We start from the raw sequence: 14,034 nt of genomic DNA, 5'->3' as shown, positions 1-14,034 counted from the left end.
GGCATCCGATGCAGAGGATAGAGAAGGTCGCAGTCCTGGGAGCCGGTGTCATGGGGGCGGGCATAGCTGCGCATCTTGCCAATGCCGGGCTCCAGGTGCTCCTCCTCGATGTCCTGCCGCACGAGCCTGACGCATTGGAGAAAAAGCACGGCCTCACGACTCACGACCCCGCGGTGCGAAACCACATCGCCGCGACCGCTGTGGAGAAGCTGAAGTCGGCAAAGCCCGCCCCTCTCTTTCTCCCCGCGTATGCCAAGAACATCGAGATCGGCAACTTCGAGGATGATGCGGGGAAGCTCGGCACCTGCGACTGGATCATCGAGGCGGTGGTGGAAAACATGGCGGTGAAGACGGCGCTTTTTCAGGGAAAGGTTGTGCCTCACCTCAAAGACAGCGCCATCCTGTCGAGCAACACCAGCGGACTGTCGGTGAACGATATGGCCGCCGCACTTCCCGAGCCGGTGAGGCGGCGCTTCCTGGTTACCCACTTTTTCAACCCTCCGCGCTACATGCGGCTTCTGGAGATTGTGCCGTGCAGGGAGACGGACCCAGAGGTGGTCTCTTTCATGGCCCATTTCCTTCAAAAGCGGGTCGGGAAGGGGGTCGTCTTTGCGAAGGACACGCCGAACTTCATCGCCAACCGCATCGGCACCTATGCCGGAGCGATCACCATGAAGCACATGCTGGAAACGGGGCTCACGGTGGAGGAGGTGGACGCCATAACGGGCGTCCCCATGGCTCGCCCCAAAACGGCGACCTTTGCCCTGTGGGACCTGGTGGGGCTGGACACGGTGCTTCATGTGACGGAAAACGCCTTCCGCTCGCTGGTAACGGACGACGAGCGCGAGGTTTTCCGTGTGCCGGAGCATGCTGCTCACATGGTGCAGGAAGGGCTTCTGGGGAAGAAGGTGGGGAAGGGGTACTACTGCAAGGAAGAGCGGGAAGGGAAGACGGTGCGGTACTTCTACGACTACCGGAGCGGGTCGTACAGGGAATCGGCTGCACCAACCTTTCCATCGGTGCAGGCGGCGAAGGGGATAGACGATCCCGCGGAGCGGCTCAGAACTCTCATCTCAGGCGGAGACAACGCTTCCCTCTTCGCCTGGCGGGTGCTGCGCGACACGCTGATCTACGCGGTGAAGAGGATCCCCGAGATCGCCGATGACGTGGTGAACATCGATAACGCCATGAAATGGGGGTACAACTGGGAGCTGGGACCGTTCGAGATCCTCGATGCCCTGGGGGTGCCCGCCTTTGTGAAGCGCGCAGAGGTCGATGGAGCGGGGGTTCCCGAGCTTCTGAAAAAGGTGGAGCGCTTCTATCGCCGCGAAGGAGCCGCGGACAGCTACTACTCCATTCCCGATGGTGATTTCCGCCCCGTGCCGACGACTCCGGAAAGGGTGAGCCTGACGGTCTTGAAAAGAAGCGGCGGAGAAATCGAAAGGAGCAGCGGCGCCTCGATCGTCGACCTCGGAGACGGGATCTTCTGCCTCGAGTTCCACTCGAAGATGAACACCATCGGCCCGGACATCCTCTCCATGATGCACAAGGCGGTACAGCGCGCCGAGCGGGACGGTGCGGGACTGGTGGTCGGGAACCAGGGCACTCTCTTCTCGGCAGGTGCGAATCTCATGCTCCTGGCGACGGCGATCGCCGAGGGGGACTACGACGAGATTGCCCTGACGGTAAAGTCATTCCAGAAGGGGATGATGGCGCTGAAGTACAGCAAGATCCCGGTGGTGGCGGCTCCCCACAACCTCGCGCTCGGCGGCGCCTGCGAAACGTGCCTCCATGCCGACGCCATAAACGCCTATGCGGAGACTTACATGGGGCTGGTGGAGATCGGGGTGGGGCTTTTGCCTGCCGGCGGCGGCACAAAGGAGATGGCGCTTCGAGCGATGAAGCTTGCGGAGGAGAATGAGGCCGACGTGGCGCCATTCATATTCAAGCACTTCCAGCAAATCGGGATGGCGAAGGTGAGTACCTCCGCCGCCGAGCTTTACGGGCTCGGATATCTGCGCCACGGCGACACCGTGACCATGGGAATGGACCGGCTGATCCACGACGCGAAGCTGAAGGCGCTTGCGCTCGCGGCGAATTACCGTCCGGGGGCGCCGGAGACTGATCTGAAGGCGCCGGGTCGGAGCGTTGCGGCGAGCATGAAGGTGCAGTTGTGGAACCTGGAGCAGGGCGGCTACATCTCCGAGTACGACCACTATCTCGCCGCGACGATTGCGGATGTCATAACCGGGGGGGATGTGCCGGGGGGGACGCGGATTACGGAGGAATACCTGCTGGAGCTCGAGCGGGAGGCTTTCCTCAAACTATGCGGGCAGAAAAAGACGCTGGAGCGGATCCAGCACATGCTGAAAAAGGGGAAGGCGCTGAGGAACTGAGGGGACTGTCCCCTTTCCTCCTGCGGGGGCCCGTTTGGAGATAGCGATGAAAAAGGCATACATCCTGGCATCATTCCGTACACCGGGAACGAAGGCGCGGAAGGGGAAACTGAAGGACGTGCGCCCCGACGACCTTGCCGCTTCTGTGATCGCGGGTCTCATAGAAAGGACGGGGATAGATCCCTCAAAGATCGACGACATCATCATCGGGTGCGCCTTCCCGGAAGGGGAGCAGGGGATGAATGTGGCACGCGTCGCGGCTCTGAAGGCGGGGGTGCCTTACCAGGTGCCGGCGCAGACGGTGAACCGCTTCTGCTCCTCGGGGCTGCAGACGATCGCCTCGGCGGCGGAACGGATCATGGCTGGCTTTGCCGACTGCATCATCGCCGGAGGCACCGAGAGCATGAGCCTCATCCCCATGGGAGGGAACAAGTTCAGCGCCAATCCCGGCCTCGTCGCCGGATACCCGGAGACGTACGCCGCCATGGGGATCACAGGAGAGCTCCTCGCGCAGCGCTACGACGTCTCCCGCGGGGACCAGGATGAATTCGCCGCCTCCAGTCATGCAAAGGCCGCCGCGGCGGTAAGGGAGGGGAGGTTCGAGGCGGAGATCATACCTGTCGAAGCGCAGAGCTGCTCCATGGTCGACGGCAAGATGCGCTGCGTGAAGGAAGTCGTGACGGCGGATGACGGGGTCCGAGGCGATACCAATGCAGCCTCCTTGGCGAAACTGAAGCCGGCCTTCAAGTCCACCGGCTCCATTACCGCAGGAAATTCCTCACAGATGACTGACGGCGCCGCGGCAACTCTGGTCGTCTCCGAAGAGTTCCTGGAGCGGACTGGCCAGAAGCCGCTGGCACGCTTCCTGGCCTACGCCGTGAAGGGTGTGGCGCCTGAGGTCATGGGTACCGGCCCCATAGAAGCGGTACCCGCCGCCCTGAAGCTCGCCGGCCTCACGATGGACGATATCGGGCTCATAGAGTTCAACGAGGCCTTTGCCGCGCAGACGCTCGCCTGCACGCGCACGCTGGGGCTCGACCTCTCGCGGCTCAACGTGAACGGCGGCGCGATCGCACTGGGGCACCCGCTCGGTTGCACAGGCGCCAAACTGACGGCAACCCTCCTGCACGAGATGCTGCGCCGAGATGTGCGCTACGGCTGCGTCACCATGTGCGTCGGGGGGGGGATGGGGGCGGCCGGGATTTTTGAGAAGATGTAGGGGGTAGGTGAGCCAGGTCGAGGTGCCGTATGCCAGGAAGAATCTTCAAAGGTGCGGAGTATCTGATAGCCGAGGCTGCGAAGGATGAGGTCTTCACTCCGGAGGACTTCACCGACGAGCAGCGCCAGATCGCCCAGACCACGGAGGAGTTCGTCCGCAACGAAGCGGTGCCGCTGCGGGAAGAGATAGAGCACCAGAATTTCGAGCACGTGGTGCACCTGATGAAGCGCTGCGGGGAGCTCGGCCTCCTGATGATCGATGCGCCGGAGGAGTACGGCGGGCTGGAGCTGGACAAGGCCACCAGCATGCTGGTTGCGGAGAAGTTTGCCGCCAGTGGCTCCTTTTCCGTCGTCTACGCCGCGCACACCGGGATAGGGACCCTCCCGCTCGTGTATTACGGCACAGATCAGCAGAAGGACCGCTACCTGCACAAGCTCATGAGCGGCGAGTGGATCGCCGCCTACTGCCTCACCGAGCCCGGCTCCGGGAGTGACGCCCTGAGTGCGAAGGCCAGCGCCACCCTTTCGGAAGACGGGAAGTATTACCTCCTGAACGGTACGAAGCAGTTCACCACCAACGGGAGCATCGCGAACCTCTTCACCATTTTTGCCAAGGTGGACCGGGAGCATTTCACCGCTTTTCTGGTGGAGCGCGACACGGAAGGGCTTTCGGTCGGGCCGGAGGAAAAGAAGCTCGGGATCAAGGGGACCTCCACCACGCAGGTCATCCTGGAAAATGCGCGGGTGCCGGTGGAAAACCTCCTGGGAGAGATAGGGAAGGGGCACAAGATCGCCTTCAACGTCCTGAACGTCGGGCGCTTCAAGCTCGGCGCAGCGGTCACCGGCGCCGCGAAAAATGCGCTGGCAGAGGCGCTGCGCTACGCGAACCTGCGCAAGCAGTTTGACCAGCCGATCGCCTCCTTTGGTGCGATCAGGGAGAAGATCGCCGACCTCACCGCGGAAATCTTCGCCGCGGAATCGCTCGTCTACCGCCTCGCCGGGCTCATCGACGACCGCCTCGCCACGATCCCGAAGGAAACCGCTGACTACTACGTCGCGTACCAGCGCGGGGTGGAGGAGTATGCGGTGGAGTGCGCCGTCGCAAAGGTATTTTGCAGCGAGGTCCTGGCGCACACCGCGGACGAGGTCGTGCAGATCTTCGGGGGGTACGGCTTCATTCAGGAGTACCCGGCGGAGCGCTACTACCGCGACGAACGGATAAACCGGATCTTTGAGGGGACCAACGAGATCAACCGGCTCCTGATCCCGGGGATAATGCTCGCGCGGAGCATGAAGGGGGAACTGCCCCTTTCGCGGGAAGCGATGAAGGCATTTGAGGCTCTCTCCACCCCTTCCTTTGAGGAGACAGACGAATCCCTTCCCTTTGCCCGGGAAAAGGCGCTCCTGGCGAACCTGAAAAAGGCATTTTTGGTGGTGGCGGGCGCGGCTGCCCAGAAATTTCTGTTAAAGATAAAGGAGGAGCAGGAGCTTCTTTTGGCCCTTGCCGACATCGCCATCAACGTCTTTGCCCTGGAAAGTGCAGTGCTGCGCGCGGAGAAGATGCTTGCCGCGGCGAGCGAGGGGAAAAAGGGAGCGGTCTCGGCCGCTGTGAAGTCCTTTGCATTTACCGCGGCGGAGCGGTGCGCCACCGCAGCACGCAAGGCTGCCTATTATGCGGAGGAGGGGGACACCCTCACGATTCTCCTGAGCGGGATCAGGCGATTTACCAAGTACGACGCCAGCGGGCTCCTGTCGGCCAAACGCGAACTCGCCGCCGCGGCAAGCGCAGCGGAGAAATATATCTTTTAGCTCATTGTGAAATGTAGGCCGGGATAAGCCGCAGGCGTTCCCGGCATCACTCAGCTGACGGCAGCGCGAACGCCGGAAACGCTTCGCTTATTCCGGCCTACATGTGCAACATTTCCAAAGTGTTCTGAGTGATTCGAGGTGGCTATGGAAGCGTCTAGACAGATCTACTGGAACGTCGGCCTGGGCGTGCTGCTGCCTATGTACTTTTTCACCGCGCTCACCTTCGCCGCCGTCGTCTTTGGCTTCTACCGAAGGGTGCAGGTCTACAAGCTCGGCAAGCCTCTCCACCGCCGGGACCAGATCCCCAGGCGCATCTCCATATTCCTCAAGAACGTCTTCACGCAACTCCAGGTGCTGCGCGTCCCCGGCCCCGGCAGCCTCCACGCCTTCTTCTTCTGGGGGTTCTTCCTCCTCTTCATCGGCACACTCCTCATCATGATCCAGGTGGACTTCAGCCAGCCCTTGTTCGGGCTCCGCTTTCTGAGGGGAACCTTTTACGAGATCTATTCCCTCACCCTCGACATCGCCGGTGGATTAGCGATCCTCATGCTGGGGGGACTGCTGGTGCGGCGCTTCGTGGTGAAACCGCACGGGCTCGACACGGTGTGGGACGACTACTTCATGCACGCGCTCATTTTCTCCATACTGATCACCGGATTCATCGTGGAGGCTTTGAGGATGGCTGTTACCGAGATCGGGGTGAACCCGGATCTCGCGCGCTTTTCACCTGTGGGGCTCCTGGCCGGCTATGCCTTTGTCGGCATAGCTCCCCGCTCCCTGGCCTTCGCGCACAAGGTCCTCTGGTGGGTTCACTTCTTCCTCTCCATGACCTTTATCGCCGCGATCCCGCTCACAAAGCTGCGGCATCTCTTCACCACCTCCGTGAACTATTTCTTCAGCGATCTCACGCCGAAAGGAACGATTGTGACGCCGAACCTGGAGGACGAAACGGTCGATCAGTACGGCGCGCTGAAGGTCCCCGACCTTCCGTGGAAGTACATCTACGACTCCGATGCCTGTACGGTCTGCAAGAGGTGCCAGGACCGCTGCCCCGCCTACAACACGGATAAGCCGCTCACTCCGATGCAGGTGGTCCGGCAGGTGGGGGAGATGGCGTTCAACGATCCGCAAGGGGACATGGTGCGCAGGGTGACGGAAGAGGTGCTCTGGGAGTGCACCACCTGCCGCGCCTGCCAGGAGATATGTCCGGCGGGGATCGAGCATGTGAATATCATCATGGAGATGAGGCGGGAGCTCGCCCTCATGGAGGGGGCCTTCCCCGGCGAGGAGGTGCGCAGCGCTGTGGGGCACCTGGAGGTGAACGGCAACCCCTTCGGGCTCGCCTACGCCTCCCGCGGCGACTGGGCGCAGGGGCTCGATGTAAAGGTAATGGCGGAAGAGAGGGACGTCGACATTCTGTACTTTGCCGGGTGCTTTGCGTCCTTTGACAGGCGCAACAAGGAGGTCGCGAAGAACTTCCTGCGCATCTGCAATGCGGCAGGGGTGCGCGTGGGGATTCTCGGCAAGGAGGAGAAGTGTTGCGGCGACCCGGTGCGAAGGCTCGGCAACGAGTACCTCTACCAGATGCTCGCCAGGGAGAACATCGAGCTCTTTCAGGGGTACGGCGTGAAGAAGATCGTCACCACCTGTCCGCATTGCTTCAATACCCTCAGGCGCGACTACCGGGATCTGGGGCTGGAGAAAGAGGTCGAGGTGGAGCACTACTCCCGCTTCATGCACACGCTCCTGCGCGACAGGCGGCTCACCCTGCGCCCGGAGGCGTTTGACCTCACCTACCACGACTCCTGCTACGTCGGCAGGTACATGGATATCATCGATGAGCCGCGGGAGCTCCTGAAGGCGTGCGGCGGCGGGATCCGCGAGATGGGTGCTTCCCGTTACGAAAGCTTCTGCTGCGGCTCTGGCGGCGGCAGGATCCTTGCCGAGGAGCGGGTGGGGACGAGGATAAACGAGAAGAGGGTGGGGATGGCGCACGGGACGGGGGCGCCGATGCTGGTATCGAACTGTCCCTATTGCCTCAGCACCTTCGAGGACGGCATCAAGACCGGCGGGTTTGAAGGGAAGATCGTGGTGAAAGACCTGGCGGAAATAGTGGCGAGCCGGCTGGGCACGCCAACCCCGCCGGCGACGCCGCCAAAGGCGTGACGAGAGGACGAGTGGTAATAGCAGGGGAGGGGCCATGAAGATTTTGGTGTGCGTGAAGCAGGTGCCGGATATGGAGTCGCGCTTTATTCCGGACAAGAATGGTGTCTGGTACTCGGAGACGGATCTTGCCTACCGCATGAACGAGTTCGACGAGTACGCGGTGGAGCAGGCTATCCGGCTGAAGGAGCAGGTGGGGGACTCGGCCGACGTCACGGTACTCTCCATCGGGCCCGACCGGGTCGTGGAGGCGATCAAGAAGGCTTTGGCGATGGGGTGCGACCGCGGCGTTCACGTGAAGGATCCCGAGGTACACCTGAAGGACCCGTGGCAGGTGGCGTCCATCATAGCCGCCTTCGCGAAAGGGAAGGGCTTCGACATCATCTTTACCGGTGTCCAGTCTCAGGATCGGGGCTCGGCGCAGGTGGGGGTGACCGTCGCGGAGCTTATCGATTATGCCTGCACCACGACTCTCGTCGGCTTCGAATACGCCGATGGAGTCGTCACCGCGCGTCGTGAGCTTGAAGGGGGGACAAAAGGGATCGTGAAGCTTCCCCTCCCGGCGCTGGTGACCTGCCAGCTGGGGCTCAACGTGCCGCGCTATCCGACACTTCCCAACATCATGAAGGCGAAGAAGAAGGAGCTCGATGTCATCCCTGTGGCGGATCTCTCCACGGAAGCCCCCCTGGCTCAAACCGTGAGCTTTTATCCTCCTGCCAAGAAGGGAGCCGGGATGATCCTTGAAGGGGAGGCGGGGGACCTCGCGACGAAGCTTTATTCGGTCTTGAAGGAAAAAACCTCCGTGGTGCGGTAGGTGCGGAAAGGTGGGAGGCAATGGCATGAAGGCGCTACTTGTAGCAGAACAAAGGGAAGGGAAGCTTTTCGAGGCGACCTATGAGCTCGCCGGCTTTGCAGCGAAGCTCGGGGCGGAAAGTGCCATGGTGCTGGTGGGCGATCCTGCCGCTGCGCCTCCTTTCGGCGGGAAGGTGTACCTCGCGGACGCCGAGAGATACGGTGAATACAATCCGGACCTGCACCGTCAGCTTGTGCTGACTGCGGTCGAAAAGGAAGATCCCGATTACATCGTCTTCCTCCACACCTCGTACGGCTGGGATCTGGCGCCGCGGGTGGCGGCGCGACTGAAGTGCGGCCAGGTCTCTGAGGTCGTCGCCATCACCGAAGACGGCTTCGAAACGGGCGCGTGCAATGGGAAGATGCGCCGGGCGGTGAAAACGAGCGGCTCCCGTGGAGTGATCACCATTCAGCTCGGAGCCTTTTCTGCGATCGTGACTGACGAAACCCCTTCCGTAATTCCGCTGGAGGGGAGTGGGGAGACGCGGGTGGCCTTTGCGGGGTACCAGCCGGCAGAGGCGAAGACGGTGGACCTGGGACGGGCCGACATCATCGTGAGCGCTGGGCGCGGCATCGGGAAACAGGAAAATGTGGAGGTGATCGCGGCTCTGGCGCGGGCCCTCGGCGGTGAGCTGGCTGCCAGCCGCCCCGTGGTGGACGCTGGCTGGGTCGATCACAGCCGGCAAGTCGGGACAACGGGGCAGTCGGTGAGCCCGAAGCTGTACATCGCCTGCGGCATTTCTGGAGCGATCCAGCATCTGGCGGGGATGAAGCGGTCCGGGTTTGTGGTGGCCATCAACAAGGACAAGGAAGCCCCGATCGGTGAGATAGCAGACGTCCTTGTGGTAGCGGATGTGATTCCACTGGTGCAGGCACTTACGGCGAAGGTCGGGAAGTAAATAGGTTTGTCCCCAGCTTTTGTCGCCTCAATCTCCACCCCCTGCCGTTCGGAACGTCAGGGGGTGAGTCGTTTCATGCAGCCATCCCCTCGCCATGCCGTTCGCCACTCGCTACGCCGCGTCCGGGGCCTGAGAGGGTGAAGTAGAAGGCTGCTCCTTCGTCTACCGCGCCGTATGCCCACACCCGCCCGCCGTGCCGCTCGACAATCCGCTTCACCGTAGCGAGTCCTATACCGGTTCCCTCGAATTCGGAGCCGTGGAGCCTCTGGAAGGGCTGGAAGAGTTTGTCCGCGTACGCCATGTCGAACCCGGCGCCGTCATCCTTCACATAAAAGGCCTGCTTCCCGTCGATCATGGTCCTGCCGAACTCGATGCGCGCGGTGGCGTGCTTCGAGGTGTACTTCATGGCATTTTCCATCAGGTTCTCCAGCACCTGGCGAACCAGGAAGCGGTCCCCTTTCGCCACAAGTCCATCCGCAATCTCGAACTGCACGTCGCGCCCGGCGTACTCCTCACGCAGAATGGCCGCCACCTCCTGCGCGATCTTGCTGATCTTGAAGGGGCCGAGCTTCATTTCGGCGCGGTTGATCCTGGAGAGCTTCAAGAGGTCGTCTATCAGTTTTCCCATTCTGGTGCTGGCGGCGCAGATGCGGTCCAGATAGTGGTGCGCCTGCAGTGGCAGGGCGTCGGCGAAGTCCTCCTCCAGTATCGTGCAGTAGCTGTTTATGTGGCGCAGCGGCGCACGCAGGTCGTGGGAGACGGAATAGCTGAAGGACTCCATTTCCCTTTTGGCGAGGTTCAGCTGCGTTGTCCTCTCCATCACCCTCAGATCCAGTTCTTCGTTCAGGCGTCGCGTCTCCTGTTCAGCTTCCTTCCGCTCTGTTACGTCCTCGATAGTTTCCACTACGCCGCCGATCTCGCCGTCGGCATCGAGAAAGGGGGCGGAGTTTATGGAAAGGAGAATATGGCGGCCGTCTTTCCGCCGGAAGGTGAGGCAGACGTCTCGCTGGGAGCCCCCGGTGGCGATGGCGCGTTGCGAAGGAATCTGCTCAGGATTGAGAGCGTCCCGTTCCGGCGAGGAAAGGCGCTCCAGCATGATGGCGTGGCCGCGCGCCTTCAGCTCTTCTCTGGTGAAGCCGGTGATCTCTTCCATGCGGGGATTGACGAAGGGGATCCTGCCGCTCCTCTCGATGAAGAGGATGCCGACGGGACTGGTCTCGGTGATGAGGTTCAAGAGCTCGTGCTCCTTGCGGAGCATCTCTTCCATCATCTTCCGGTCGCTGATATCGACAAAGGTTCCGACGATCCGGGGAGGGCGGTCGCTCAGGTCGGGAGCGACGGCTTTTCCGCGACTGAGGATCCATTTCCAGGTCCCATCCTTGGAGCGCATCCGGGACTCCACCTCGAACCCCGCCGTCCTGTTCTCGGCGCACTTCCGGTAAGCCTCCACCGTCCGGGGGAGATCTTCCGCGTGCACCAGTTCGAGCCACTCCTCGTCCGACCTCTTGTCCTTTACCGGATCGTAGCCGAGCATGCGATAACACCCCGGGCTGTAGTAGGCGCGCTTCGTCTCCAGGTCGATGTCCCACAGACCGTCATTTGTCGCTTCCATTGCCAGCCGGAACCGGTGTTCGCTCTTTCGGAGCGCCTCCTCAGCCAACTTCCTTTCGGTGATGTCGACGTTGCACCCAAGGTACCCTATGATTTCGCCCTTTTCGTCCAGCAGCTGCAGCGCAGTTCCATGCACCCACACACGCCGCCCGTTCGCAGTGCGGTAGCTGTATTCGGAGGACCATTCCTTCCCTGACTCGAGCGCTTTTTTCCACATGGAAGAGATGCGCTCGCGATCCCTTTCACTTGCAGAGAAATCAGACCCGCGCGGTGAAATTGCTTCTGCCGAAACACCGGCATACTCGTACCAGCGCTGGTTCGCGATGAAATGCTTTCCGTCGGCGTCGGATTGATAGATCCCGACAGGGGCGTTGTGGAAGAGACCTCGGAAGAGCCGCTCCCGGTGGCGCAAGGTCTGCTCCAGCTCTTTTTGGGTGGTTATGTCCTTGAAGTTGGCGTAGATCAATCCCTGGTGGTCCGGGGGGAGCGCCTTGCACTCCAGCCACCGGTAGCTGTTGTCCTTGCAGCGAGCACGGATGGATACATTGAGGACGGGCACGTCCTTGAGGAGGGCCTCGAAAGAGTGCACGGCAGATTCGAGGTCGTCAGGATGTACGAATTCGGTGAAGGAGCGATCGAGGAGCTCTTCCTTTTGATAGCCGAGCATCTCCTCCCAGGCACCGTGCATCTCCCTCACGCGGCCATCGAGTGAAACGATGGCCACGAGATCGAGAAGGGTAACCGGAACTGTTTTCGGATGTTCGACACCGTCGGGTTGGAAAGAAGGAGAGGGGGGGCTTTTGTGGCAGGTGACATCGTGCAGGAGCAAAATGCCGTCGTCGCCAGCAAGGCAATCGACGAGCCTCACTGATCCATCTTTCCGCACCAGGACCTCCCGGTGCGGGGAGCGGCTCCCACCATCGCGGCAGCGTTCCATGCTCTTGCGGTAGAGAGTGTTGAACCACTCCTTGTCGTAACCAATCTCGGTGCTGCCGTACCCGGTCAGTTCCTCTGCAGCGCTATTGAGATGCACAACGTCGCCGTCCTGGAAAAACGCTGCAACAGGTAGCCTCTCAAGAATGGCGCAAAGCGTGTCGCGCGATATATGCATCTTTTGTATCGTCTTTGGCTCCATATGCCCCCCCTTGGTAACGCTCCTGACAGAGTCGGCAGATCAGGACAGATAAATACTCAGTTATCGCATTTTCGAGCCCCTCAGCAAGGGATTTCACATAAACATTAATCGACGATAACTTATTTATACTCATTGTGACTGTCATTTGGCAAGAAGAATTCTTCCAACTCAACTTTTAAAAGTTTACTCGCTGCACTCATAGCTGTCTATTCCAGCACGGAGCCGTTCATTCACAGTTCTCTCATGTCCTAGCTCATAAACGTCCTCATACTCTCATGGCATTGCAACCTATTGAGCTCCCGCGCCCAATCCAGGCGCGCCCATCCCGTGTGCGCCTGCTGCACAGGTAGCTAGGCATTTGGGCTACAGTACAGGCAGAATGACAAGTAATTTTCATAAATTAGCCTTGGAACAATCGTTGCGTGACGAGGTAGTACTATCTGATTTTCACCCCAAAAAATACGCGAACGGCAGTTACAGGAAGATCAGGCTGGATGTCTGGTGATGTCGTCAAATCCAACATCACGGAGGTAACTATGAAAGATGCCGACATCTTTCGCCACGCTAGATCGGGGCCAGGTACGACTGGAAGAAAGCTTGGTGTAGGGAGCGGATGTAACATGAATGGGAACTGGAGGTCGCCATGAAAACTATGCAAGCTCATTCGGCTCAGGAAGAAAAGAGAGGAAGCATGATTTGGGAATATGCCATCATGCTCGCATTGGTTGTAGCGATCTGTGTCGGTGCATTCTTCACCCTGGAAGACATGTCGCCGCACCTTTCTCCAGTTGAAACGACAGTTGTCTCCCCGTGAGCCCTCGCTTGAGGTGGGAGAATGGTCATCCCCTTTCTCCCACCTCCCATTCCCTCGAAACACTCACCCAGCCCTACCGCACCTACACGCGCAGTGAAGCTTATTGGCAAACCTCCCGCATTTGTGACAATATGGAGCCGCAATCATACCCGCACGCGAGAGGTTTTATTATGCCCGAATTGCCCGAGGTAGAGGTTACCCGTCTCGGCATCCGCCATCACGTAGTCGGCAACGCCATCCAGGAGATATCCATCCACAGCCCGAAGCTTCGGTCCTTTGTTCCACCCGACCTCAGTGACACCCTGGCGGGGGAGTCTGTATTGGCGCTGGAGCGCCGTGGCAAGTATCTCGTCTTCAGCTTTGCCAGGGGGGCGCTGCTCCTGCATCTCGGCATGACAGGGCACCTGCGTCTCGTCAATGGCGACCGCACGCCTGGAAAGCACGACCATGTCGACATCCTCCTCAGCTCTGGGATGAAGCTGCGCCTGAATGACGTGCGGCTCTTTGGACGTGTGCACTGGACTGCCAGTAATCCGCTGCAGCATCCTCTCCTCGCATGCATTGGTCCCGAACCGCTGACGGATGGATTTACCGGCGCTTATCTCTTTGGTCGCACAAGACGAAGGAGGGTCGCCATCCAGAGATTTATAATGGACGCCGCCGTCGTGGCGGGAGTTGGAAACATCTACGCCGCGGAGTCCCTTTTCGCGAGTGGAATACTCCCCACCACCATCGCCGCAGATCTTTCTGAGGCGCAGTGCCACACCGTGGTGCAAAAGATCAAGGAAGTGCTGGCCACTTCCATTGCAGTGGGAAGTGCAACAATGGATTTTTGCGCAGAGGAGGAACGGCTAGCTTATTTTCCGCAGGAACTGAACGTTTACGACCGGGAGGGGGAGCCGTGCAGGGTGTGTGAAGATATCATCCAAAGGGGCAGGCTCGGTAACCGGTCCACCTTTTTCTGTGGCCGGTGCCAGAAGTGAGGGTCACCATAAGAGGTACCCCTCCGAACAGCCTGTCCTCGTCTGCCGTCCTGTTAAAGGAGTTTTTGATGTCAGATGCCTTATCGCTTCTTGCAGAGAGAACCGTATATCTTCAGTAATAGAGCCTTATCCCGCACTGTATAATTTAGAAATA

General features: G+C 60.3%; 9 protein-coding genes. 8 read left to right on the top strand and 1 reads right to left on the bottom strand.

Annotation, left to right across the window (positions count from 1 at the left end):
* Positions 1–8: 8 nt before the first annotated feature.
* From LPW11_RS19355 to LPW11_RS19330, 6 genes are all read left to right on the top strand, one after another.
* Positions 9–2,396, top strand: a complete 2,388-nt coding sequence (locus LPW11_RS19355; RefSeq protein WP_230995509.1) for a 3-hydroxyacyl-CoA dehydrogenase/enoyl-CoA hydratase family protein — start codon at positions 9–11, stop codon at positions 2,394–2,396.
* 46 nt (positions 2,397–2,442) lie between these two features.
* Positions 2,443–3,615 carry a thiolase family protein gene (locus LPW11_RS19350; RefSeq protein WP_230995508.1) on the top strand — a complete coding sequence of 391 codons (1,173 nt, stop codon included), beginning with the start codon at positions 2,443–2,445 and terminating at the stop codon, positions 3,613–3,615.
* Between the two features lie 29 nt (positions 3,616–3,644).
* Positions 3,645–5,423, top strand: a complete 1,779-nt coding sequence (locus tag LPW11_RS19345) for an acyl-CoA dehydrogenase family protein (protein ID WP_230995507.1) — start codon at positions 3,645–3,647, stop codon at positions 5,421–5,423.
* Positions 5,424–5,567: 144 nt separating this feature from the next.
* Entirely contained in the window at positions 5,568–7,589 is a 2,022-nt protein-coding gene (locus LPW11_RS19340; protein ID WP_230995506.1) for a heterodisulfide reductase-related iron-sulfur binding cluster, read from the top strand.
* Positions 7,590–7,623: 34 nt separating this feature from the next.
* Positions 7,624–8,400, top strand: a complete 777-nt coding sequence (locus tag LPW11_RS19335) for an electron transfer flavoprotein subunit beta/FixA family protein (RefSeq protein WP_230995505.1) — start codon at positions 7,624–7,626, stop codon at positions 8,398–8,400.
* Positions 8,401–8,425: 25 nt separating this feature from the next.
* Complete coding sequence (locus tag LPW11_RS19330; protein WP_230995504.1) at positions 8,426–9,337, top strand: electron transfer flavoprotein subunit alpha/FixB family protein; 912 nt, start codon at positions 8,426–8,428, stop codon at positions 9,335–9,337.
* 73 nt (positions 9,338–9,410) lie between these two features.
* On the opposite strand, the gene LPW11_RS19325 is transcribed toward LPW11_RS19330, so the two are convergent.
* Positions 9,411–12,083 carry a PAS domain S-box protein gene (locus tag LPW11_RS19325; RefSeq protein ID WP_230995503.1) on the bottom strand — a complete coding sequence of 891 codons (2,673 nt, stop codon included), beginning with the start codon at positions 12,081–12,083 and terminating at the stop codon, positions 9,411–9,413.
* A gap of 643 nt (positions 12,084–12,726) precedes the next feature.
* On the opposite strand from LPW11_RS19325, the gene LPW11_RS19320 reads away from it, so the two are divergent.
* Positions 12,727–12,897 (top strand): hypothetical protein, encoded by a 171-nt coding sequence (locus LPW11_RS19320; protein WP_230995502.1) that lies wholly within the window; start codon positions 12,727–12,729, stop codon positions 12,895–12,897.
* A gap of 170 nt (positions 12,898–13,067) precedes the next feature.
* Positions 13,068–13,880, top strand: a complete 813-nt coding sequence (mutM, locus tag LPW11_RS19315; RefSeq protein ID WP_230995501.1) for a bifunctional DNA-formamidopyrimidine glycosylase/DNA-(apurinic or apyrimidinic site) lyase — start codon at positions 13,068–13,070, stop codon at positions 13,878–13,880.
* Positions 13,881–14,034 lie beyond the last annotated feature (154 nt).

This window comes from Geomonas sp. RF6 (assembly GCF_021044625.1).
GTDB lineage: Bacteria > Desulfobacterota > Desulfuromonadia > Geobacterales > Geobacteraceae > RF6.
This window is presented reverse-complemented; position numbering and strand designations above follow the sequence as displayed.